Origin of the sequence: Pullulanibacillus sp. KACC 23026 (assembly GCF_029094525.1) — a bacterium.
Classification (GTDB): Bacteria; Bacillota; Bacilli; order Bacillales; family Sporolactobacillaceae; genus KACC-23026.
This window is the reverse complement of sequence record NZ_CP119107.1, coordinates 1,811,530-1,836,901: the sequence shown is the minus strand read 5'-3', so window position 1 is coordinate 1,836,901 and position 25,372 is coordinate 1,811,530. Positions and strand designations below refer to the sequence as shown.

General features: G+C 45.9%; 14 protein-coding genes, 2 tRNA genes, 3 rRNA genes, 1 riboswitch and 1 other annotated feature. All 19 genes read right to left on the bottom strand.

Features of this window, described 5'->3' with window-relative positions:
- Window positions 1-113: 113 nt before the first annotated feature.
- Entirely contained in the window at window positions 114-704 is a 591-nt protein-coding gene (locus PU629_RS08540) for a CPBP family intramembrane glutamic endopeptidase (RefSeq protein WP_275284386.1), read from the bottom strand.
- 122 nt (window positions 705-826) lie between these two features.
- Complete coding sequence (locus tag PU629_RS08535) at window positions 827-2,764, bottom strand: bifunctional homocysteine S-methyltransferase/methylenetetrahydrofolate reductase (protein WP_275283849.1); 1,938 nt, start codon at window positions 2,762-2,764, stop codon at window positions 827-829.
- A 19-nt stretch (window positions 2,765-2,783) separates the two neighbouring features.
- Window positions 2,784-6,227, bottom strand: coding sequence for a methionine synthase (gene metH, locus PU629_RS08530; RefSeq protein WP_275283848.1), 3,444 nt, complete (start codon window positions 6,225-6,227; stop codon window positions 2,784-2,786).
- A gap of 253 nt (window positions 6,228-6,480) precedes the next feature.
- A riboswitch (SAM riboswitch) is annotated at window positions 6,481-6,592 on the bottom strand.
- 146 nt (window positions 6,593-6,738) lie between these two features.
- Window positions 6,739-6,936, bottom strand: coding sequence for a YfhD family protein (locus tag PU629_RS08525; protein WP_275283847.1), 198 nt, complete (start codon window positions 6,934-6,936; stop codon window positions 6,739-6,741).
- Between the two features lie 173 nt (window positions 6,937-7,109).
- Window positions 7,110-7,733 carry an HD domain-containing protein gene (locus PU629_RS08520; RefSeq protein ID WP_275283846.1) on the bottom strand — a complete coding sequence of 208 codons (624 nt, stop codon included), beginning with the start codon at window positions 7,731-7,733 and terminating at the stop codon, window positions 7,110-7,112.
- Window positions 7,734-8,079: 346 nt separating this feature from the next.
- Complete coding sequence (locus tag PU629_RS08515) at window positions 8,080-8,574, bottom strand: peroxiredoxin family protein (protein WP_275283845.1); 495 nt, start codon at window positions 8,572-8,574, stop codon at window positions 8,080-8,082.
- A 35-nt stretch (window positions 8,575-8,609) separates the two neighbouring features.
- Window positions 8,610-9,653 carry a type 2 isopentenyl-diphosphate Delta-isomerase gene (fni, locus tag PU629_RS08510; protein ID WP_275283844.1) on the bottom strand — a complete coding sequence of 348 codons (1,044 nt, stop codon included), beginning with the start codon at window positions 9,651-9,653 and terminating at the stop codon, window positions 8,610-8,612.
- Between the two features lie 959 nt (window positions 9,654-10,612).
- The gene (locus PU629_RS08505; RefSeq protein WP_275283843.1) at window positions 10,613-11,809 is read right to left on the bottom strand and encodes an acyl-CoA dehydrogenase family protein; all 1,197 of its coding nucleotides are present in this window, start codon (window positions 11,807-11,809) and stop codon (window positions 10,613-10,615) included.
- A 92-nt stretch (window positions 11,810-11,901) separates the two neighbouring features.
- Window positions 11,902-12,300, bottom strand: coding sequence for a VOC family protein (locus tag PU629_RS08500; protein WP_275283842.1), 399 nt, complete (start codon window positions 12,298-12,300; stop codon window positions 11,902-11,904).
- Window positions 12,301-12,314: 14 nt separating this feature from the next.
- Window positions 12,315-13,094, bottom strand: coding sequence for an enoyl-CoA hydratase/isomerase family protein (locus PU629_RS08495; protein WP_275283841.1), 780 nt, complete (start codon window positions 13,092-13,094; stop codon window positions 12,315-12,317).
- Window positions 13,095-13,317: 223 nt separating this feature from the next.
- Window positions 13,318-14,784, bottom strand: a complete 1,467-nt coding sequence (locus PU629_RS08490; protein ID WP_275284385.1) for a DHA2 family efflux MFS transporter permease subunit — start codon at window positions 14,782-14,784, stop codon at window positions 13,318-13,320.
- A 643-nt stretch (window positions 14,785-15,427) separates the two neighbouring features.
- Window positions 15,428-16,693 carry an MFS transporter gene (locus tag PU629_RS08485; RefSeq protein WP_275283840.1) on the bottom strand — a complete coding sequence of 422 codons (1,266 nt, stop codon included), beginning with the start codon at window positions 16,691-16,693 and terminating at the stop codon, window positions 15,428-15,430.
- A gap of 53 nt (window positions 16,694-16,746) precedes the next feature.
- Window positions 16,747-16,996 (bottom strand) — a binding site (T-box leader).
- Window positions 16,997-17,277: 281 nt separating this feature from the next.
- On the bottom strand, window positions 17,278-18,489 hold the full coding sequence (locus PU629_RS08480) for an MFS transporter (RefSeq protein ID WP_275283839.1): 1,212 nt from the start codon (window positions 18,487-18,489) through the stop codon (window positions 17,278-17,280).
- Between the two features lie 675 nt (window positions 18,490-19,164).
- Window positions 19,165-19,280 (bottom strand): 5S ribosomal RNA (gene rrf, locus PU629_RS08475).
- 64 nt (window positions 19,281-19,344) lie between these two features.
- Window positions 19,345-22,260, bottom strand: a 23S ribosomal RNA gene (locus PU629_RS08470).
- A 124-nt stretch (window positions 22,261-22,384) separates the two neighbouring features.
- A 16S ribosomal RNA gene (locus PU629_RS08465) occupies window positions 22,385-23,945 on the bottom strand.
- Together the 16S, 23S and 5S rRNA genes with 2 tRNA genes alongside form the textbook arrangement of a ribosomal RNA operon.
- A gap of 238 nt (window positions 23,946-24,183) precedes the next feature.
- Window positions 24,184-24,259, bottom strand: a tRNA-Ala gene (locus PU629_RS08460).
- A 7-nt stretch (window positions 24,260-24,266) separates the two neighbouring features.
- Window positions 24,267-24,343: transfer RNA gene (locus PU629_RS08455), tRNA-Pro, on the bottom strand.
- Window positions 24,344-24,993: 650 nt separating this feature from the next.
- Window positions 24,994-25,182 carry a hypothetical protein gene (locus PU629_RS08450; RefSeq protein WP_275283838.1) on the bottom strand — a complete coding sequence of 63 codons (189 nt, stop codon included), beginning with the start codon at window positions 25,180-25,182 and terminating at the stop codon, window positions 24,994-24,996.
- Between the last annotated feature and the right edge of the window lie 190 nt (window positions 25,183-25,372).

Genomic DNA, 25,372 nt, shown 5'->3' with positions numbered 1-25,372 from the left:
ATAAAAAGAGGGGACAAGAAAAAACACCGTCGTTCCTGCAAAAACAGGACAGCCAATGCCAAGCGGGGATTTGCCTTACACTGAGTCGTCCCCTCTGTGTAAGGCACGCTTTCCTAGCTCTCACCCATTAAACGACCCTGAGTCCACTTCATGTACAACCCAAGAAGCACATCGATCAAATAATGAGTGAGGATCGTTATGATGAGGCTATGGGTCAAAGCAAACAAGCCCCCTAAAATAAAGCTTAGCAGGATGACAAATCCTAGTAAAATAGGCTTTTTGATATAATTCAAATGAATCACAGCAAACAGAATACTGCTTATAACTAGACCAAATTCGGTTTGCAGCATCCCTCGAAATAACAGTTCTTCCACTATTGCCACGACTGCCATCGCAACAAAGAGATGAGGAATCGATAGCGCCTGCATCAGCCGTTCATTGGTTCCATTATCCTGAAACCAGTCCCCTGGCAGTTTAAATTCAAGGACGAGCTCGATCCCAACGATGGCAAGAGCCACGATTAGAGCATAAATAAAATAATAAGGATCGGTCACCATCCATACCTGTTCGATCACTTTAAAATCTCGAATAAAGACCCCATAAATCACCAGTGATGCCAGCAATAACAGGCCCTGACTCATATACAGGCTGGTGAGAATATCCCGATTGGAAAACTGATCAATAGGGCGTTGGTTGTTCGCCATTTTCTTCACTTCATTTCCCTTCTGCTTAACAGTCACTAATCGTCTAACTAACTTCTATTCAATAAAAAGAATGAGCCTATGAAAAAAGGATACCACTTTTTAACAGCGATATCCTTTTAGATTTATTTTTTTATTTGTAAACGTTTGGAACGATCTCTCAAGTAGTGTGTGAGGTGAACAGTCAACTCATAACGCAGAAACGGCGTAACGAGGTAAATCCCATTAAAATAATCAGCGGCTTCATCCACTAATTCTTCCGCTATCCTGATGCCTTCTTCATGTGCTGATTCTTCAGGAGCGTCCTGCATTCTTTTTAAAATAGTCTCAGTTAAGCTGATGCCCGGGACCTCGTGATGAAGAAACTGTGCATTGCGTGCACTCGTTAGAGGCATAATGCCGACAAATACCGGAATGCCAAGAGGCTCCACTGCACGGGCGAGTTTTTCAAAAAGTCGTGCATCATAAATCGGCTGGGTCATGACATAATCAGCCCCTGCCTCGATTTTGCGTTTCAAGCGATCCATTGCCTTATTAAAGTTAAGCACATTGGGATTAAAGGAGGTGCCGATGACAAAAGTGGATGGAGCCTTTAAAGATTGTCCTGAGAAAGCGTGACCATTATTCAGTTTTTTTACCATTCTAATAAGCTCCGTAGACGACACATCGTAGACGGAGGTCGCACCAGGAAGATCACCAAATTTAGAAGGATCCCCTGTGACCAGTAAGATTTGATGGATGCCTAGTACATGCAGCCCCATTAAATGAGATTGCTGACCAATTAGGTTACGATCGCGACAGGCAATATGCACAAGCGGTTCCATGCCTCTAGCTTTAAGCAGACTAGCAAGTGCCATATTACTTACACGGACCGTACCGAGTGAATTATCAGCAAGTGTGATCGCATCCACACCTGCAGCATGGAGTGCCTCTGCCCCTTTAATATACTTTTCTACATTTAACATCCTCGGCGGGTCTAACTCGACGACAATCGTCGTTTCCTGCTTCACCTTTTCAAGTAAGGTTGGGGGCTTCACTCCATTGACCGAAAAAACGGCATCTTCCTTCGCAGGCTGGCTAGCCGATGCAGAAAGCGGCTCTATTACCTTTAAAGGCTTTTGACTTTTTATACCTGTGTCCCCTAATGTGAAGTCTGTCTGATCAAGACGATTTTTCAAGGCTTTAATATGATTAGGGGATGTGCCACAGCAGCCACCAATCAAGCGAATTCCTTTTTGGACCAGTTCCGTTCCAATGTCAGCAAAATAATCAGCATTCGCCGTATAAGCATATGCGCCGTCCTCCTCCATATGAAGCAATCCGCCGTTCGGCACAGCAGCATATGGAATACCGGGTTCAAGCGATGTTTGTTCATACGTCCGTAAAAGTCCGCTTAAACCTAATCGACAATTCAAACCAACCACATCTGCTCCTAATTCAACAAGCTGCTTGAACGCTTCTTCAATCGAATAGCCGTCTCGAGTCACCCCTATAACTAGGGGGGAAAGATTGGTGACGATTGGCAAATCAGTCAACCTTCTTACTTTTCTTAATGCTAAGCTAAGCTCCTGCAAGTCTGCATAGGTTTCAAGGATGAGGCCATCGACGCCTTCCTCTAACAAGGCTGATGCCTGTTCTTCAACTAAGTTTTCAATAAGTGCTTCTTGCTCTTTCGGATCCGTTTGTTTAATAAAATCAATCATTGAGCCAATTGTTCCAAAGACAAAAGCTGGATCAGTTGATTCCAATTGGGCCTCATATACGGCTTCACGCGCGATTTGAACAGACGCCCGATTAATCGCGTCGACCTGTTCACCCAATCCATAACGAGCGAGACCCACACGACTCGCACTGTAAGAATTCGTTTGAATCAGTCGTGCCCCCGCGTGCAAATAAGCACTGTGAACACCTTTAATAAGATGAGGGTCTGACAAGTTAAGCTCTTCAAAGCAAGAACGAATCGGCTGACCGGATTGATGAAGCAAAGTAGCCATTGCTCCATCGCCAATCAGATACCCTTTTTGAATTCTTGTACGAAAGTGTTCCCCATTAGACAGTCCCACCACTTCTCACTCCTCTACCCTATTCATTTTCTACACTAAAGTATTTGGCTTCCGGATGTGAGAAGACAAGTGCGGACACACTGGCTTCTGGGTCCATCATAAAGCCATCCGTCAATTCAACTCCGATATCTTCGGGATGAATCAAGCGAAACAATTTCTCCTGGTCCTCTAAGTTAGGACAAGCGGGATAGCCAAAAGAAACACGCAAGCCCTGATAACGGGCAATAAACCGTTCACGCATCGTCATCTCCTGCGGGTCGGGGAATCCCCAGCTGTCCCGAAGCATTTGGTGAACGCGCTCTGCAAAAGCTTCAGCCAGTTCAAGGGCTAATGACTGAATCGCATGAGAACGCAAATAATCCCCTTCATTCTTCCACTTTTCAGCTAAATCTCGGACACCACGACCGGCTGTGACAGAAAAGAACGCCACATAATCCATGACACCACTCTGAACGGGCCGGAGAAAATCAGAGAGACATAAATAAGACGGCTTTTGCTGTCTTGGAAACTGGAAACGTTCAATCACCGTCTTTTGATCATGCGGGTCATAAATTAAAACATCGTCTCCATCGGCTTGGGCGGGGAAGAATTGATACAGCGCATGAGTTTGAAGCAAATCTCCTCTTTCACTGATGTTAAGAAGTTCTTGAATCAACTCATACAGCTCGACTGCCTTTTGATCGCCTTCTTCAAGACTCTTAAGGACATTGCCTTTGAAGCCTAAATGTTTGCCGATCAGCATTTGGTAATTGATATAAGGTCGAATATATTTAATCGGATAATGACGCAGGATATGGCGCTCGAGGTCAGCCGGTTGATAAACAGGGGCATCCCGACGAATGGTCGAGTGCGCCTTTTTCTCGGTCGGTTCACGTCTAAGCTGCGCATCTGTAATTTTTTTTGCTTCCATAGCTTGACGTGCTTTTTCCAGCTCTTCAAGCAAAGCTTCACGATTAGCACTTTGGACGAGACGGTTTGCAAAATCAAGACCTTCCATGGCATCCTTCGCGAACATGACAGGAGGCTCATACTGCGGCTTAATTTTGGTGTACGTGAACTTTTTCGTAAGAGCCGCCCCGCCGACTAGCAGCGGGGCCTTCACGCCTGCTTTTTGTAAATCGTCTGCTGTTACGACCATTTGCTGGGCAGATTTGACGAGAAGACCCGACAGGCCGATCATATCAGGTTCGTGTTCACGATAAGCTTGAATAAGCTGTTCGGGGGGAACCTTAATTCCCAAATTAATGACCTCAAAGCCGTTGTTCGTTAAAATGATCTCCACTAAATTTTTGCCAATATCATGGACATCCCCTTTGACCGTTGCAAGAAGGATCTTTCCCTTATTGGCCGTTTCCGTTTTCTCCATAAAGGGTTCAAGATGAGCAACAGCGGCTTTCATAACCTCCGCGCTTTGAAGCACTTCTGCAACAATCAATTCATTTAAATTAAACAAGCGTCCGACTTCCGTCATGCCGTCCATTAACGGACCATTAATAATGTCCAACGGCTTTGATTGTTTCAGAGCCTCATTCAAATCGTCAATCAAGCCCTGCTTAGTCCCTTCCACTACATATTGAGCGAGCCGCTCATTTAAAGGTAACTGTGGACGATTCTCTGGCGCAACTGGCTTTTTCTTGCGATAAAAGGCCGTGAATTCCTGAACAAGTTCATCTGTCGTCTTAAAAAGGAGATTCTGGGCCAGCTCACGTTCTTCCTTAGAAATCGAGGCATAACGCTCTAGCTTTTCTGTGTTGACAATCGCGTAGCCTAACCCCGCCTTTGTGCACTCATATAAAAAGACGGAGTTCAGCACCTCACGTCCTGCAGGAGGAAGACCGAAAGAAACATTGCTTATTCCCAAAATGGTCGGGCACTCCGGAAAGTGCTCTTTTAATAAACGGATGCCTTCAACGGTTTCAAGTGCGGAGCCAATGTACTTGGCGTCACCCGTTCCAACGGGGAAGGTCAGTGGATCAAAAATAAGATCCGATCGCTCAAGACCATATTTATTAACAAGGAGGTCAACTGATCGTTTGGCCACCTCGAGTTTCCGTTCACGAGTTACGGCCATCCCTTCTTCATCGATCGTTCCGACAACTAGAGCGGCCCCATATTTTTTCGCTAATCTCGCAAACCGAGCAAGCCGCTCTTCCCCGTCTTCTAGATTCGTAGAGTTGATGATCGCTTTTCCTTGGGATTGCTTTAGTCCGAGCTCAACCACCTGAGCATCCGTTGAGTCGATCATGAGCGGAACCTTGACCTTTCGAACGACTTTAGAAAGAAAAGCTTCCATGTCTTCGTTTTCCTCGCGATCAGGGTCTGCCAGGCAAATATCAATGACATGAGCTCCCGACTTCACTTGATCTCTTGCAATCTCTGAAGCTGCTTCATAGTCGCCTTCTTGGATTAACCGCTTAAATTTTCGCGAGCCAATGACATTCGTCCGTTCACCCACCATTATCGGGCGATTATCCTCTTCCAAAAACAAAGAGGTCAGGCCTGATACGGCATGGGAATGGACAGCCGGAAGCGTTCGAGGCGCTTTCCCAGCGACTGCTTGTCGAAGCTCAGCAATATGATCAGGCGTCGTGCCGCAGCAACCGCCGACCACATTCAACCAGCCCTGTTCCGCAAAGTCGGCCATCTTTTTCGCAAAACTAACCGGTGTTTCGTGATAGTGTCCTTCCTCATCTGGAAGACCTGCATTCGGATAACAACTGACGCCGGATTGGGCCAATTCGCTTAGAGTCCGAATATGGTCGCGCATGAATTCAGGGCCTGTTGCGCAGTTCAAGCCGACTGATAAAGGCTTAAGGTGCTCCACGGATAGATAAAACGCATCAATCGTTTGCCCGGCAAGCGTCGTTCCCATCGGCTCGATTGTTCCTGAGATCATCACAGGCAGCTCTTTTCCTAACTCCTCAAAAGCTTGGCGGATTCCAAGACTGGCTGCTTTTACATTTAAAAGATCCTGTGACGTTTCCAAAAGAAGGACATCTGCACCGCCTTCAATCAAACCTCGAGCCTGGATTTTATAAGATTCAGAGAGTTCTTCGAAGGTCGCTCCTCCCGTGACCGACAAACTTTTGGTCGTAGGTCCCATCGCCCCTGCCACATAACGTCTCCACTTACTCGTGGAGTAGGCGTCCGCCGCCTTTCTAGCTAATTCAGCCGCTTTTCTCGAAATCTCTTCCGCTCGTTCTGCCACTTCGTATTCCGCTAACACAAGCGGTGTCGAACCAAAAGTATTGGTCGAAATAATATCCGCACCCGCTTCTAGATAGTCGCGATGTATCGCCTCAATGACATCAGGACGAGTAAGATTCAAATATTCATTGCAGCCATCTAACTCAGGGCCGCCAAAATCAGCCTCCGATAATTGTTTTTGTTGAAGAAGCGTTCCCATTCCACCATCTAAAAGAAGAATGCGCTGTTTCATCGCCTGCTGTAAAGTTGTATCCATTGCGTGCTCCTTTCGTAACCTAGACTGACATATCATGTTATGTGCCTCTTCGCTAAATGCATGGCAGGAAGAATCGACTTATGAGAGTTTGAGCTGGAATAGCCATTTTTTTCAAAAATATCACCGTTCAGCTTTGTCATCATGTCCGCAGCGGCTCATTCATACCGACTATGATTTTTCCATTAATCGTTTCCCAAACAATAAAAAGAGCCTTTCTGTCAGCAGAAAGACCCTTGGTTAGTTATAATTGGGGCTCTCATCTGCCAGAACACACGTCTGCTGGAGTTAGCACCGTGAAAAAAGCACACTTTTTTCCGGTTGCCGGGCTTCATCGGGCCAGTCCCTCCACCTGCTCTTGATAAGAGAACATATTCAATTCATGTCAGTTAATCGTCTTGATTTTTATATAATTCAAAATTTACATGTGTTTTATCTGATTGTCAATGGGTTTTTTCAACTTTGATCTAATATTAGAAAAGCTTTGAGAGCGGTTGCCCTCAAAGCTTTGACTTTAGTGCTTCTCTTTTTTTCGTTCCACTTCTGTTGGAGAATAGCCTTGCCGCGCCTTTAAATCGTACACCTCATCCAGCTCTCTAGCCAATTCAAGCTCTTCCCCTTGATCATACGGGCGTTTTAATTGTTTCGGCGTTTGAGGCAATGTGGTTGAATTCCCATCACGATTTACACGCGTTTTATGCTGGCGGCCCATTTATCTCAAACTCCTTCCTAATAGATCGAAAATGAGAAACACACTCCATGTTTTAAATGGAGACCCTTTTAGCTTGTTCCCTCAGTCAGGATCTATTCAAAAAAGCCTCCCATGGCGCGTTTTGACGCCGCCAACACTAGCGGATTGACAGTTGGAGCCTCCATTCTAGGGGTTCAGCCCAGTTCATTATCCAATTGATCAAGATAATGGTTCATAAATTCAAGTCGTGACTGGGCCATTCCTTTAGCTGCCTCTGTATGCATCGCATCACCTAACCGAAGAAGTTTTTGATAAAAATGATCAACGGCATACCCTTTACCGTCTAGCCCGCGGTCTTTAGAAAAAGGATCCTTCTCTTGATAAAAGGGTCTTTTCATAGCCGCACTTGTTGCAAAACAACGCGCAATCCCTATCGCGCCCATCGCATCTAAGCGATCCGCATCCTGCACAATTTTTTCTTCGATCGTCTTTGGAACTATTCCTTTTGAAAAAGAATGATGACGAATACAGGTGAGGACTGCCTCCCTTTTTTCGATAGGAAATTGATGGGTCTCAAGTAATTCTCCAGCAAGTTCTGCACACAAATCGCCGGATCGTGAGGAAAAAGGGTGGTCCTTTGGCAAATTAATCAATTCATGAAGAAGAATAGCCGTCAGAACCACCTCTTCATCCGCTTCCAATTCCTTTTCTAATATCGCTTGTCCATTTTTAAATACTCGCTTAACATGCAGGACGTCATGAGCCGGATCCGCTGACGAAAGTTGCTCAGCTATTTCTATGTAAGGTTCAAAATACACGGTCAAACCCTCCCCTTTATTTATTTTGTTGTGAAGGACCCTGCTCACTTGTTTTCGCGTTCGGCCGTAAGCAGTTTTTCAAACGCTGCCTACTCATGTCATCACCTATTACCCCTTCGGCACCATTTCTCAGGGGGGGGGAGTCGTTTTTTTGCGCACCATTGCTCGGGCGGTGGCGGCCTCCGTTTTCGTGGGGAAGCTTGGCTTACCCACCAATTTGGCTCTCATCTCGCTCGTTTTCGTGGGCAAACTTCTCTTGCACACCATTTTCCCGGTTGCGGCCTCTTTTTTCGTGCGCAAACGGCCCCCCGTCTCATCCCATGCTGTAATTTCCCTATGTCCTAAATCATTCAACTAGAACCTTGCTCAAAAGTTCATGGACCGTAGCCGTCAATTTGTCATTTTTTAGGAGGTCTGCTTGGTGCCTTCCCACATAGCTATAAAGGATCGTTTGTTCAGGTGACACTAAGAAAATGCTAGGCCTTGCGATGTTAAATGCATCGTATCCAATTGGATGATAGACATCAAAAGCCTTAATGACATCCCGTGACTCGTCAATTAAAACCGGAAAGGGCAGAGGATTCTTCTCTAAAAACTTAATCACCGGATCCTTCTTCTGACCCAGAATCGAGTAAACCGCTAAACCCAATTGCCGAAACGTTTCCATATTTTGACCAATTTGCTCAAGGTGATTACGACAGCTATGACACCAAGTTCCCCTATGAAAAATTAGTAGAGCAGGCTTTCCTTTCCAATCCTCTGATCGATAGACCAAGCCATCTGCCCCTTCAAGTACAAACTGTGGAAGTTGGCTTCCTAGCCGAAGACCTTTCTCTTTCACTATGTTTCGACGCTCCTTTATTCTTTAGTTTAGCTTCAAATACGAACTATCTGTTTTAAGTGTGGCGTTTTGCGCAAGCTCTCCACATTCTGGTGGCCAACAGCAAACATGACCATTTTCAGTTCCATTTCAATCGTTTCAAAAGCACTAAGAACTGCCTCCGTCGATTCATCTGCTCCCGCCAATAATCGGCGCCCGAAACCGACAAGCTGTGCGCCTAACCCAAGCGCTTTTGCTGCATCGAGACCGTTCAGCATGCCACCGCTCGCGATAAGGGGCCCTTTCACATTTGCTCTCTTGGCCTCAATTAAGCACTCGGCAGTTGGAATGCCCCATTCGGTAAAAATTTCGGCCGCCTTTCGTTTTATTGGGTCTTGGCTTCTTATCTTTTCAACCTGTGTCCAAGAGGTTCCGCCAGCCCCCGCTACATCAACAAAAGCGACTCCAATATCAAATAAGGATTTAGCTAGTTGGCCATTTACACCCCAGCCCACTTCTTTAACACCAAGCGGCACTTCAAGTTCTCGGCATAACTGCTCAATTTTTTTAAAAAGGCCTTTAAATTCTGTATCACCGTTTGTTTGAATGACCTCCTGAAGACTGTTAAGATGAAGCACTAAAGCATCAGTTTCTAGACTTTCAACAATTCGGCGGCATTCGTTAACCCTATAACCTTTATTTAATTGTACCGCACCCAAATTCGCAATCAAGGGGATGGATGGCGCAACCTCCCGAACTTTAAACGAATAGGCACGGTCCGGCTGTTCAATGGCGATCCGGCTTGAACCCACCCCCATAGTCCAGCCCCTGACCTCTGCTGCCTCTGCCAAATGGCGATTAATTTTCCAGGCGCGTTCCGTTCCTCCGGTCATCGAACTGATTAAGAATGGTGTTTTCACCGTTTTTTCCAAAAAAACGGTGTCAAGATGGATATCCGAAAAATTAATTTCAGGTAAAGCTTGATGGGTAAATCTGAACCGATCAAACCCATTGGTAATGTTCTCTCCAGTGACTTGATTAGTTAATACAACGTCAATATGAGAATTTTTTCTCGCTTCAATGGATTCTTTGGACGACATTGACAAACCTCCTTGCTCTCTTGCCTGCCATCATTTTCCCCTAATATTAATAAAGTAACTCGAGACATCATTCGATTTTTTTAAAGGACGCTCCATCATAAGCTTTTTCTGTCCTGCACCGGCTCTTTTGGTGCATTTGCCTACCATTTTCGCTGGCGCAGCGCCCACTTTCGTGGGAAAGGCGTCTTGCCCACCATTTTCGCACCGCCCTCTCCATGTTTTGGTGTATTGGAGCTTCCATCACACACTTTTCCACCATGGGACACCGGTTCTTGGTGTATTGGAGGCTCCATCACACACTTTTCCAACCTGGGACACCGGTTTTTGGTGTATTGGAGGCTCCATCACACACTTTTCCAACCTGGGACACCGGTTTTTGGTGTATTGGAGCTTCCATCACACACCTTTCCAACCTGGGACACCGGTTTTTGGTGTGTTGGAGCTTCCATCACACACTTTTTCAACCCGGGACACCGGTTTTTGGTGTATTGGAGGCTCCATCACACACTTTTCCAACATGGGACACCGGTTTTTGGTGTATTGGAGCTTCCATCACACACTTTTCCATCCTGGGACACCGGTTTTTGGTGTGTTGGAGGCACACCATCACACACTTTTCAGCCTGAGCCATGGGTTTTTTGTGCCTTTGAAGCCGCCATCACACTTTGGCCGCTGGACTTTCGGTTTTGGAGGCCCACCATCACACACCTTTCAGCCTGAGCCATGGGTTTTTTTGTGCCTTTGAAGCCGCCATCGCACTTTGGCCGCTGGACTTTCGTTTATTGGTGGCCCACATCGCACGCCAGGCGGCATTCTAATTCATCTGACTCGTATTACACCCTGTGAGGTTCAGGCCGGGCACCAATCGAGGTGCCCAGCCTTTCCTATTTTTATTGGTCTACTATTGCACTATGAAAGGTTCAACGCTAGGCACGAATCGGGTGCCCAGCCTCTCCAGGCTAATTGTTCTTTGGTAACCAGGCGGGCAAGGTTTTCCGCAGTGGCTTATCCTTTCGATAACCGAGTGCATATTCAGCTTGCATGATGGTGTGGATTTCGCGCGTTCCTTCATAGATAACCGGTGCTTTTGAATTGCGGAGATGGCGTTCAGCAGGATAGTCATTCGAGAAGCCGTAAGCGCCATGAATTTGGACCGCATCATTCGCTGATTCATTCGCGAAATTGCACGCCTGCCATTTGGCAAGTGACGTTTCTCGTGTGCTTCGCTTGCCTTGATTTTTCAGCTCTCCTGCTCGGTAAACCAATAAGCGGGACATTTGCAGTTTTGCCTCCATATTCGCGATCATTTGCTGAACGAGCTGATGCCGGCCGATTTCCACACCAAATGTTTCACGTTCATGGCAATAGGCGACGCTCTCTTCAAGACAAGCCATGATAATCCCACAGGCGCCGGCCGCTACTGTAAACCGGCCATTATCTAGCGCTGACATCGCTATTTTAAAGCCTTCTCCTTCTTCTCCTAGGAGGTTTTCTTTTGGCACCCGCATGTTATCAAAAAATAATTCACCTGTATTACCGGCGCGAATTCCGAGCTTTCCCTTTAATGGACGAGAGCTGAATCCTGGGAAGCTTCTCTCAACGATAAAAGCAGAAATACCGTGGTGTCCCTTTGATTTATCCGTGAAAGCGAATACAATAAAATGATCAGCTAGGTCTGACAAGGAGATCCAAGTCTTTTGTCCATTTAAGATGTAGGCCTCTCCATCACGGACAGCTGTTGTTTGAATGGCTTTAACATCGGACCCAGCATTAGGCTCTGTTAAGCCGTAAGCCCCGAGCTTTTCCCCTTTAGCTTGCGGGACTAGATACTTCTTCTTTTGTTCCTCCGTCCCCCATTGGAGCAAGGTCAAGCTGTTCAAACCCGTATGGACAGAAACCGCCGTTCGAAACGCTGTATCCCCGCGTTCTAATTCTTCACACACTATGGTCAGGGCGTTGTAGTCCATTCCGCTTCCTCCATACTCTTCAGGGATACAAACACCCATGAACTGGAGCTCAGAAAGACGTTTATAAATGGATGGATCGGTATTCCCTTTTTCATCCCATTCTTTGATATAAGGATTAATTTCTTTATCCACAAATTGCCGGACCATTTGCTTCAGCATCACCAACTCATCACTTAACTCAAAATTCATGGCAGTGCCTCCTCTATTTGTCTAGCCGTATAATCTATTTATGACTAAATTGCGGAGCTAAGAATTCTAAACGAAAAAATACAGCTCCCCACTTAGGAGAGCTGTAAATTCAATTCCCATGTTATACCATATTTGTCGGTTACTTTTCCGTACAAGGCTCCCCAAAAGGTCTTATCAAGGGGCATCTTGATCTCCCCTTCTTTTGAAAGGGCCTGAAAAAGGGTCCGGATCTCTTCTTCACTTTCAGGGGCCACACTCAATTCAATATTTGTTCCAATAACAGGGGGCTTGCCAAAGACATCATTAAAATACAGGGCCTGTCCATATTCAAAATGAAGTTCGGCATGAATTAACTTGCCTTCATGCCCCTTAAACATTTCAATGCCGTCTGCTAGCTGTTCATTTTTAATCTCACCACCAAGAATGGATTGATAAAATTCAATCGCTGCTTGACAGTTTTCAATAGTCAAATGTGGAGCGAGTTGCTTCATTCGAATGTCTCCTTTTAGCGCCCTTTAAAAACAGGCTTGGATTTAGTTAGAAACGCTTTGACGCCTTCCTGATGGTCTTCAGACGCAAACGCCAAGGCTTGAATGGCTGCTTCCTCTTTCATAATCGCATCTAAGGAGGACTCAAAGCTATGGTTTAAAATTGACTTAGCAAGTCCGATCGCCAGTGTCGCACTTTGGGCCAGCTCTTCAGCGAGTTCGCCGGCACGAGTCAGAAGTCCGTCCTCTTCGACAATTTCCAAAACAATCCCATAATCCTTTGCTTCTTGCGAGGTTAAAGTTCGATTAGAGAAGGCGAGTTCCTTCGCTCTAGCCATGCCGACCACTCTAGGCAAATGATAGAGAGCGCCCAAGTCTGGTACTAAGCCAAGCTTATGAAAGCCGAGAGAAAATTGAGCGTGAGGGACTGCTAAAACCATATCACAGGCTAACGCGATGCTCAAACCTGCGCCGACCGCAAACCCATTAACGGCGGCGATAACAGGCTTCTCGAGCTCCGCTAAGCCTTTTAGAAAACCAATCGTGTCATGGATATAGCCCCGTAACCATCCAGGGCTTGATTCTTTTGGAAAGCCTTTAATGTTTCCACCTGCCGAAAAAGCTTTCCCATTCCCTGTCAATACGACGGCACGCACCTCATTGTCCTTCCGAAGATGCTCAAGCGCCTCTGTGAGCCCACTAGCCATCTCATTTGACAGCGCATTCAAAGATTCTGGTTCATTTAGCGTGATCCAAGCCACATGCTCTTTCACTTCGACAATCACTGCTTCTGACATGTTTTCCCCTCCAAGCTGATACAGACATCAATTATATGAAGTTCCTTTTCCTTCACCTTACTTTTTGACTATATCACACCTCCAATCTGACTGACATCAATTTTTGTTTAGTGGAACGCGGGGACGGTTCTCTCGTTTCATTTTTTCACTTCACTCCTGCAATTTTCTTAAAGTATTAAAAAACTCCTTCTACCAAAATGGTAAAAGGAGTTTAATAAACTGATTATTTTTCAACAGCCCGCGGTTGAAGAGCCACCTTTTTCTTCGGTGTACGGACACGATTGGAGATGGTATCTTCTTTCGGTTCTGTTCTTTTAATGAAAAAGGCTAATAAGAATGCGATCACAGTCAAGCCAGTTGCGACAAGAAAGGCATCGTCAATTCCTACGACCATTCCTTGACGGCCTAAGAGCGCAGCCTGCACTTTATCTGCTGGGGTAACATGGTGTTGGATCATTAAATCTTTTGCATGCTGATTCCCTTTGTTCGTCATAATGGAAACGAAAAAGGCCATGCCAACTGCTCCGCCCACATTTCTTAACGTATTGACCATGGCGGTCCCAAATTTGTTCAGTGACAACGCCAACTCATTTAATCCTGCCGTGAAGATCGGCATCATCACAATAGACATCCCAAACATACGAATCGTATAAAGCGTGATCACATAAGTGAAGCTCGTATTCAATTCAAGAAGGGTGAGTCCATACGTTGTGACGGCGGTGATCGCCAAACCAATTACAGCTAGCCATTTGGCGCCAAACTTATCAAACAAGCGGCCGGTAATCGGCGACATGATCCCCATCACAATTCCTCCAGGCAACAGCATTAAGCCTGAATACAACGGAGTAAAGCCGCGAACATTTTGCATATAAATTGGCATAAGAATCATGCCTGAGAACATGGCCATTGTCACAACGACGTTAATAATAGTTGTTAAAGAGAACATTTTGTAACGGAAAATCCGAAATTCCAAGATCGGTTCGCTCACTATGAATTGCCACCAGACAAATAGCAGCAAGCTGACTGCCCCAATAATTAAAGAGGCAATAACATAGCGGTCATCCCAGCCTCGAGAACCTGCTTCTGAGAAACCGTACAAGACACCGCCAAAGCCGATCGTCGATAAAATAACGCCCAACACATCCAGCTTAGGACGTTTGGTTTCTGTTACATTTTTAACTAGGAACAGAGCCACAATAAAGTCAATAATGGCAAAAGGTAAAATGATAAAGAAGAGTACACGCCAAGAGTGATGCTCAACGACCCAGCCGGACAAAGTTGGTCCCACGGCTGGCGCAAAGTTCATGGCGACACCAAAAATCCCCATGGCAAAACCGCGTCGATTCGGTGGAAATATGGTAAAAATAACGTTTGTAATAAGCGGGAATAAAATACCTGCCCCAGCTGCCTGTATCACGCGACCTATTAGAATGATGGAAAACGAAGGCGCGATGGCACAAATTAACGTTCCAATGGTAAAAAAACCTATCGCTGATAAATACAACTGGCGAGTTGTAAACCGATTCATCAAAAAGGCGGTAATCGGAATAACAATTCCATTAACTAACATAAAAATCGTGGTCAACCAATCCGCGGTTGTCGCTGAGATCGACAAACGAATCATCATTTGTGGTAATGCGACATTAATTAACGTTTGATTTAAGAACGCAATTAAAGCCCCCACAAGCATAACACCAAAAATCGGGCCTGTTTTTACAGGACTCTTTTCATTTCTTGCTGCTTGCAAATCTATCCCTCCACTCGATCTCTTTTAATTTTATGGTTGAGATTAATAACTTTAAAGAGACTAACAAATAAAAGTCCCACCTTTAAATAATAAAGGCAGGCTCTATTTCTCCCTTAAAGTCACTTATCACACTTTTTTTATTTTATAGACCGATTTTTAGTTTATAAGGATTTAGCCTTCTTGTCAACGAGTATGCTTACAGGAATATTTCGGCACATTTTTTACGAAAAACGGCTCGTCTGTTAAGTTAAAAACAGGGTTCCTGCTCCTATACACTACACTATTTTTATGCTCAACAAGTTTTGTAGTTTCTTAATTTTTTCCAAAAATAATAGTCACGGTCAGCACCTTGTTTTTTGTTAGATTATTACCATTTCCACCAGTAGAAATCGCAAACTGTTTTTCAGTCCATCCATTTTTGAGTGGACGTTAACGGTTTGACTGCCACGTATTGCCGATGTATTAAATGAAAACTCGAGGTGTTTGTATTTATTAAGTTGCTGCAGAGTCCCATTATATTTGTATATGATGTTTACGTGATGTTCTTGTTTTCTTACCCAATACATTTGTGGCATCATCGCTAAACTTAATCATATTTTCTTACGGAAGGAATCATTAACACTATCATTACAATAACCATAGTGGTTATTGATAGGCCCATTATCGTTTGTATAGGTCCAATGATTTCCGATAACCATCCCGTTAATAAATAGCCGAGAGGCAGAAGGGCAAACGAACCCAGCATATCTAAACTTACGACACGCCCGAATTTTTCTTCTGGAACCAGTTCCTGAAGACTTATTTCCCACACTAATCCAAATAGCATCATACTAAATCCGCCAATAAACATTAAAATAATGAGCAAATAAACAGATGATGTTAAAGTCATCAATGGGAAAGTAAGGGCTTCAACAAAGATACCTCCGTAGGCGATAAATGCCCGATGCCTCCACTTATTTCTTGAACCATAGATGGTTGCACTTATTAGAGCTCCTATGCCTGATGAAGAAATGAGGATTCCATACACATAGGGAGGTAAAGATAAATGTATGTTAATTAACCAAGGGACCAAAACACCTAATACCCCGCTTGTAGAGATATTGATTATTGAAAAGGCAAGAATGGTCACCTTAAGCCAGCCATTTTCTTTCAGTACAGCTATTCCTTCTAAAAAATTTCTTTTAAATGAAGAAACGGGCTCAGCCTCGATCATTTCTTGTTTTTTAAATGTAATCCCTCTTAAAAAGTAAAGGGAAGCAAAAGAGATTAGAAAGGTTAAGCTATCAAACCCGAACCCCAAAGCAGCTGATAAACCCGTAATAAGCAACCCGCCAATAGAGGGTCCAATTAGACGGATACCTTGGATCGTGATTTGATTTAAGGCATTGGCAGAGGTACGAATCTCAGGAGAGAACACCTTCGCTCTAACTGCTGCATAGGCTGGTTGGAATAACCCGTCCATCAGTCCAAAGATCGCCATCATGATATAGAGTGAGGGCATTGATAGATGATCGGTTAAAGCTAAGAATGTCACAATTAATAATAAGAAAAAACGAATGCTATCTGTCATCATCATAATTTTCACTCGATTAAATTGATCAACAATAGGCCCTGAGAAAGGCAAAATCAAAACATTTGGTAACATATTGACCGCCATTAAAGTCCCCATAGCCATAGGTGAATCCGTAAGCGTATAAACTATAATTGGCAAGATAACCGTTGTAATCGATGTTCCTAATAACGAAAGAAGCTGCCCCAACCAAAGGTATCTAAAATCCTTTGACTCAATAAGCGGCGACAATAAATTTTTATTAGAAGTTTCGCTTACACTTTCGACTGAATTTCCTGACATCGTTTCCCCCCTTTTTTAATGATCTATCCAAATCAAAAGACTCATTTATCCCATAAAGGGTCGAATGAGCCGTGGTACCACTCTAACCTAAGATTATTCGATAATTGATTAATCCATTTACCGAAATCTTCACTTTTAAAACTATAACGGATTAGCCGTTCCCCCTTTTCTTCAGTAGAAGGTTTCAAGGGGAATACTTCGGAGCGAACTTCAACAGCCTTTTTTAAAAAGATGCTCTCAAGTCATCGGCACCTCTTCCCTGTATAAAAGTATCTGTCTACTTTTCTCCTTCATTGTATTTAAATATAAAATTTTCTGTAATTATATAGCAAATATATTTAGTTTACAATGGAAAATACTAAATATTCTATTGTAGTTTAATCGTCTCTCATCATCAAAGGATTGTTCTTGGCTATTGAAAAATTGGAAATTAGGCTAAAGAATGGCTTAACTGGGAGTGGCGGGTGTACTCAGCTAAATAGCCATTAAACTCCCATTCTGGTTCCCGAAGAAGCTCCGTGTCTGGCTCTCCTTATCAAACCAAAAATTAGAAAATCACACAACCAGCTAACCGCTTTGATCAATTAATGATTCGGCGCATCTCCTGCCACTTCTTTCTTTGTTCCTCTTAAAATCGCTAAACTAAAATAAATGGCCAAGAAGACCACTAGAAGGATTCCATTAAATCCTGTCATCACCCATACGACCTGATTAGGTAAAAGATGATCCATAACATAGCCGATTATAAAAGGAAAAACAGCGCCGCCTATCCCGGCAAAGGCCGTCACTGAGCTCGTCACCAAACGCTCCATTCCCGGAAAGGTATGATTGGCGTAAACCATGGTAATGGAATATATCGCAGACATCCCTAATCCAAGACCAAATACAACCAAATAACAGAGTCCAAGTCTATGCATTTGGGTAAGCAAGAGGAAAAAAAGACTGGCGATTAAAATGCTGCCCAACAAATACCGCTCATAGCTAACCTTGCTTACGATCCACCCAATGGCAAGCCGCCCGCAGAGCATGGCTGTCCAAAAGACCGTTGTTGTTAGAGACGCATAATCAGGGCTTACCTTGAGGTTAACCGCAAACAAGCTTGGAAGAAAACTATTTAAGCTCCCTTCAATTCCAACATATAAAAAGATGATGACCAAAAAAAGCAGGAGCAGGCTATATTTTGCGAAGCGGTGACTAAAAACAGGGGCAGCTGCACTGTATGCATCCCGCTTCCCGTCATCTTCCTGGACTGAGTCTAATGAAATCGAAACCCGTTGCCACAAATAAGCTAAAACTAAGGCAAATCCTGCTAACCAAACGGAAGAATAGCGCCATCCATGTACGGCAATCAGCCCGCTTACGACTGCCGGCATTAGAAGTGCCCCAAGTCCAAAGGCTACCTCCAAGCGGCTCATATAAATGGCGCGCCGTCCCTCAAATAGCTCCATCACATAGGACGCAACAGAGGTCTCCAGAGAAGCCGCTCCAATTCCACTCAAAATAATCAAAAACCCAAGCACATAAAAAGGCGGCAGCAACAAGATTCCGATCTGCCCCACCGCTACAGCAAGTGCGCCTCCTGTTAAAATAAAACGATAATGATATCTTTTCATACATAATGACGTAATCGGAACCCCAACAATAAACCCAATAGCCTGAAGGAGCACCAAAAGCCCACCTAACGTATAAGTCACCCCATAATGACTAAGCAATTCAGGCATCATAGCCCCCAAAAAAACACTCGTCATCCCACCTAAAGCATACATCCCATACGCCAACCAAAGAAACCTCTTCAATGAAATACCCCTCCTTGAAACACGGGAACGGTTCTCGCGTTTCATTTTCACACCGATTGGAACCGTTCTCATGTTTCACTCTTGCTTTCTTATCCTGCTCGCTTATTGAAATCTCAATCGACCGACACGAGAAGTTACACCAAAACCTATTTTCCAATCCTAGGATTTTATGCATAAGGCTGCATTTCATTCCTTGGATTTCCATTCGTTCTAGTAACCCACCAAAGAGCATTGAATACAACCTCTACATTAGGAGATTTTCATTAATTCGTCTAGTCCAAAATTAAAATTCCATAGATGAACGGCAAGGCTAAGAGAGTACCAGTATGTCCCACGGTTATGTGCAGCTAATATTGCTCCGCTTTCAGTTCTAACGGACATACAGTCCATTACAGGCCGACTTTTGATGTTTTTATAATTGTAACGGACACAAACGAAAAAAGGAGAACTGCTTAATCGCAATTCTCCTTTTTTCAGTTGCCCGGCGGCGTTCTACTCTTGCCAATCTACTCGCTTGAAATACTTCGTGGGTCCCCTCTTCGATTGACACCTTGTTGATTTGCGCATAACCTCAATCTTTTAAACCAAGGTTAAGCGCAGGGGCCCGGCCACTATCAATAATTAATGATCCTATGTAAAAAAGGAATCGTCATTTAAACGATTCCTTTTTCGATTGCCCGGCGGCGTTCTACTCTCGCAGGGGGAAGCCCCCAACTACCATCGACGCTGAAGAGCTTAACGGCCGTGTTCGGGATGGGAACGGGTGTGACCTCTTCGCCATAACCACCGGACAAAGTATTCAATTGAAGGATCGTACCTTCAAAACTAGATAGGAAGTCAAACAAACACTAATTTAAGGTTAAGCCCTCGATCGATTAGTATCCGTCAGCTCCATGCGTTGCCGCACTTCCACCTCGGACCTATCTACCTCATCATCTCTAAGGGATCTTACTGACTTAAAGTCATGGGAAATCTCATCTTGAGGGGGGCTTCATGCTTAGATGCTTTCAGCACTTATCCCGTCCACACATAGCTACCCAGCGGTGCTCCTGGCGGAACAACTGGGACACCAGCGGTGTGTCCATCCCGGTCCTCTCGTACTAAGGACAGCTCCTCTCAAATTTCCAACGCCCGCGACGGATAGGGACCGAACTGTCTCACGACGTTCTGAACCCAGCTCGCGTACCGCTTTAATGGGCGAACAGCCCAACCCTTGGGACCCACTTCAGCCCCAGGATGCGATGAGCCGACATCGAGGTGCCAAACCTCCCCGTCGATGTGGACTCTTGGGGGAGATAAGCCTGTTATCCCCAGGGTAGCTTTTATCCGTTGAGCGATGGCCCTTCCATGCGGCGCCACCGGATCACTAAGCCCGACTTTCGTCCCTGCTCGACTTGTAGGTCTCGCAGTCAAGCTCCCTTGTGCCTTTACACTCTGCGAATGATTTCCAACCATTCTGAGGGAACCTTTGGGCGCCTCCGTTACTCTTTAGGAGGCGACCGCCCCAGTCAAACTGCCCACCTGACACTGTCTCCGAACCGGATTACGGTCCCGGGTTAGAATGTCCATACCGAAAGGGTAGTATTCCACCGACGCCTCCACCGAACCTGGCGGTCCGGCTTCAAAGGCTCCTACCTATCCTATACAATCGATACAGACATCCAATATCAAGCTGCAGTAAAGCTCCATGGGGTCTTTCCGTCCTGTCGCGGGTAACCTGCATCTTCACAGGTACTATAATTTCACCGGGTCTCTCGTTGAGACAGTATCCAAGTCGTTGCACCTTTCGTGCGGGTCGGAACTTACCCGACAAGGAATTTCGCTACCTTAGGACCGTTATAGTTACGGCCGCCGTTTACTGGGGCTTCAATTCAGAGCTTCTCCTAAAAGGATAACCCCTCCTCTTAACCTTCCAGCACCGGGCAGGTGTCAGCCCCTATACATCACCTTTCGGTTTAGCAGAGACCTGTGTTTTTGCTAAACAGTCGCTTGGATCTTTTCACTGCGGCTCAGCAGGGCTATTCACCCCGCCAAGCACCCCTTCTCCCGAAGTTACGGGGTCATTTTGCCGAGTTCCTTAACGAGAGTTCTCCCGAGCGTCTTAGGATTCTCTCCTCGCCTACCTGTGTCGGTTTGGGGTACGGGCACCTTGAGACTCGCTAGAGGCTTTTCTTGGCAGTGTAAGCACGGGCACTTCGGTACTAAAATTCCCTCCCCATCACAGCTCAGCCTTATGAAGGCGGGATTTGCCTCACCTTCAGCCTTACTGCTTGGACGCGCATAACCAACAGCGCGCTTGCCTTGCCTTCCTGCGTCCCCCCATTGCTCAAACGTCTCCTGGTGGTACAGGAATATCAACCTGTTGTCCATCGCCTACGCCTTCCGGCCTCGGCTTAGGTCCCGACTAACCCTGAGCGGACGAACCTTCCTCAGGAACCCTTAGGCTTTCGACGGAGGGGATTCTCACCCCTCTTTTCGTTACTCATACCGGCATTCTCACTTCTAAGCGCTCCAGCAAACCTTCCAGTTTACCTTCTCTGCCCTTAGAACGCTCCCCTACCATCCCATTGGGATCCATAGCTTCGGTGATACGTTTAGCCCCGTTACATTTTCGGCGCAGCGCCACTCGACCAGTGAGCTATTACGCACTCTTTAAATGGTGGCTGCTTCTAAGCCAACATCCTGGTTGTCTGGGCAACGCCACATCCTTTGCCACTTAACGTATACTTTGGGACCTTAGCTGATGGTCTGGGCTGTTTCCCTCTCGACGACGGATCTTATCACTCGCCGTCTGACTCCCGAGGATGAGTCCTTGGCATTCGGAGTTTGACTGAACTCGGTAACCCTGTGGGGGCCCCTCACTCAATCAGTGCTCTACCTCCAAGTCTCTTCCCTCGAGGCTAGCCCTAAAGCTATTTCGGGGAGAACCAGCTATCTCCGAGTTCGATTGGCATTTCACCCCTACCCACACCTCATCCCCGCACTTTTCAACGTGCGTGGGTTCGGGCCTCCATTCAGTGTTACCTGAACTTCACCCTGGACATGGGTAGATCACACGGTTTCGGGTCTACAACCTTAAACTATCGCCCTATTCAGACTCGCTTTCGCTCTGGCTCCGTCTCTTCAACTTAACCTTGCTTAAGATCGTAACTCGCCGGTCCATTCTACAAAAGGTACGCCGTCATTCATATAGAACTTCGACTACTTGTAAGCACACGGTTTCAGGATCTCTTTCACTCCCCTTCCGGGGTGCTTTTCACCTTTCCCTCACGGTACTGGTTCACTATCGGTCACTAGGGAGTATTTAGCCTTGGGAGATGGTCCTCCCGGATTCCGACGGGGTTTCACGTGTCCCGCCGTACTCAGGATCCACTCAGGTTGGGGGGCTGTTTCGACTACAGGGCTGTTACCTTCTCTGGCCGGCCTTTCCAAACCGGTTCGTCTACAGCTCCCCTTCCGGGATGAGTGTCCTACAACCCCAAGAGGCAAGCCTCTTGGTTTGGGCTGTTCCCGTTTCGCTCGCCACTACTAAGGGAATCGCATTTGCTTTCTCTTCCTCTGGGTACTTAGATGTTTCAGTTCCCCAGGTCTGCCTTCCATACCCTATGTATTCAGGTAAGGATACTGCCCGTTCAGGACAGTGGGTTTCCCCATTCGGAAATCTCCGGATCAAAGCCTACTTACAGCTCCCCGAAGCATATCGGTGTTCGTTCCGTCCTTCATCGGCTCCTAGTGCCAAGGCATCCACCGTGCGCTCTTATTCGCTTAACCTTGTTACAATTAATGTCTTGTTTGCACTTCATTATCCAGTTTTCAAGGGACGATTTCGAGTGTTCACACACTCAAAACCAAACAAATAACCAAAAGCACCTAACGCTAAGAATCGTTTCCTTAGAAAGGAGGTGATCCAGCCGCACCTTCCGATACGGCTACCTTGTTACGACTTCACCCCAATCATCTGTCCCACCTTCGGCGGCTGGTTCCTTACGGTTACCTCACCGACTTCGGGTGTTACAAACTCTCGTGGTGTGACGGGCGGTGTGTACAAGGCCCGGGAACGTATTCACCGCGGCATGCTGATCCGCGATTACTAGCAATTCCGGCTTCATGCAGGCGAGTTGCAGCCTGCAATCCGAACTGAGAGTGGCTTTATGGGATTCGCTCGACCTCGCGGTTTCGCTGCCCTTTGTACCACCCATTGTAGCACGTGTGTAGCCCAGGTCATAAGGGGCATGATGATTTGACGTCATCCCCACCTTCCTCCGGTTTGTCACCGGCAGTCACCTTAGAGTGCCCAACTGAATGCTGGCAACTAAGATCAAGGGTTGCGCTCGTTGCGGGACTTAACCCAACATCTCACGACACGAGCTGACGACAACCATGCACCACCTGTCACTCTGTCCCCCGAAGGGGAAAGCCCTATCTCTAGGGTGGTCAGAGGATGTCAAGACCTGGTAAGGTTCTTCGCGTTGCTTCGAATTAAACCACATGCTCCACTGCTTGTGCGGGCCCCCGTCAATTCCTTTGAGTTTCAGCCTTGCGGCCGTACTCCCCAGGCGGAGTGCTTAATGTGTTAACGTCAGCACTGAAGGGTGGCCCCTCCAACACCTAGCACTCATCGTTTACGGCGTGGACTACCAGGGTATCTAATCCTGTTTGCTCCCCACGCTTTCGCGCCTCAGCGTCAGTTACAGACCAGAGAGCCGCTTTCGCCACTGGTGTTCCTCCACATCTCTACGCATTTCACCGCTACACGTGGAATTCCACTCTCCTCTTCTGCACTCAAGCTCCCCAGTTTCCAATGACCCTCCACGGTTGAGCCGTGGGCTTTCACATCAGACTTAAGAAGCCGCCTGCGCGCGCTTTACGCCCAATAATTCCGGACAACGCTTGCCCCCTACGTATTACCGCGGCTGCTGGCACGTAGTTAGCCGGGGCTTTCTGGTCAGATACCGTCAAGGCGATAGCATTTCCTCTATCACTTGTTCTTCTCTGACAACAGAGCTTTACGATCCGAAGACCTTCATCGCTCACGCGGCGTTGCTCGGTCAGACTTTCGTCCATTGCCGAAGATTCCCTACTGCTGCCTCCCGTAGGAGTCTGGGCCGTGTCTCAGTCCCAGTGTGGCCGATCACCCTCTCAGGTCGGCTACGCATCGTCGCCTTGGTAGGCTATTACCCCACCAACTAGCTAATGCGCCGCGGGCCCATCTGTAAGTGATGGCAGGACCATCTTTTACATTGACACCATGCAGTGTCAACGATTATCCGGTATTAGCTCCGGTTTCCCGAAGTTATCCCAGTCTTACAGGCAGGTTGCCCACGTGTTACTCACCCGTCCGCCGCTCGATCCACAACCATCACCCCGAAGGGATCTGGAAGTTTCACGCGCTCGACTTGCATGTATTAGGCACGCCGCCAGCGTTCGTCCTGAGCCAGGATCAAACTCTCAAAAAAGTGCAGTTAAAGCACTGATGGCTTTTGCCGAGGACAGATCTCTTCTAAAAAGAGGCCTGTCCCCCTTCAAAAAAATACGTTCGTTTGATTCCTAGCGTTAAACTCAAAGTATGACTTTGACTGGCGCTTTTGGTTTTTGTTTAGTTTTCAATGTGCGAATTAATTAACTCTAGACCAACATCTCATTGGCGGTTCAATAACTATACCACAGAACACTTTGTAGAGTCAACAAGAAATTTGGTGGAGCTTAGCGGGATCGAACCGCTGACCTCCTGCGTGCAAAGCAGGCGCTCTCCCAGCTGAGCTAAAGCCCCACAAACATGGTCGGGAAGACAGGATTTGAACCTGCGGCCCCTTGGTCCCAAACCAAGTGCTCTACCAAGCTGAGCTACTTCCCGATACTTTTAATGTGACCCGTCTTTGTCTTTAGCGCGACTTTTAAATAATAACACCCTAGCCTGACGGAGTCAATAAGTTTTTTTCAAAAAAAGCAATGAATCAATCAGCGGAATTAATCATATCAAGATTATATCAGTTCGTCAACAAAAATACTTCGATTCATTTCTTTTAATTTCATATAATATTTATTTGACCTGTTAGCTCGAGCTTCTCTTTCTAATTATACTGGCTTCATTGAATAAGCACACCCGGACGTAAGGAACCTTTATTAGAACTTTTCCGTTCCTTTAATAGTTAATCGCATAAGCAAAATGGCTGGATGAAGTTACATGGTAATCTTAGCACTCTAATGCTCTTCCTTCTTTATATTAATAATCTGTTGACTCTGAATTCTAGTTCTTTGTACCTTTCTCTTCCCTTTATAGCTATTTGCTCAATTGAAAGCAGCTTGTTTTCCAGTATTACGCTGGACTAAAGGCGAGGGTGAGATTTTAGGCAAGGCACCATGAAGGTATTTCAATAGAGGTGATTGCACGGGGAATCTTCGAGTTAAAGTCTCTCTGCGTCTCTAAGCAAAAGCTCCGAGGCTGGGCTTCCTTGGGATAAGCCAGCATGAAGCCATTCAGAGAAGACAAATCACGATGGCATTTCAAGTAGTAGGTTGGCTCATGGATTGCCCATTAGCAATCAAATAACCGTCTTTCTTTCGACTGGCACTTGCAGCGACTTTGATTATGGCACTTTTTGAATACTTATTTTCGCCCCACCTCCACTTTTCGTTTTGTTCAGGACGTTCAACCCATGCGACAAATGAGTTGCACTTTTGAAATCGAGGCATTGCCTTGGCCATCTCAACGCTATTTGTTGGGCGGTCAGTAGCCCTTATTCCATGGATGGAATCTTGGAGTCGGAGATCTTATACTCCTTCATGTTGAAGTATTTGTTCAGGTCGATTTTTAAGCCTAAATCTCTGATGCTTTCCTATTAAATCTTTTAAGGATCTTGAGAAAGGACATGATAGCTTCTTC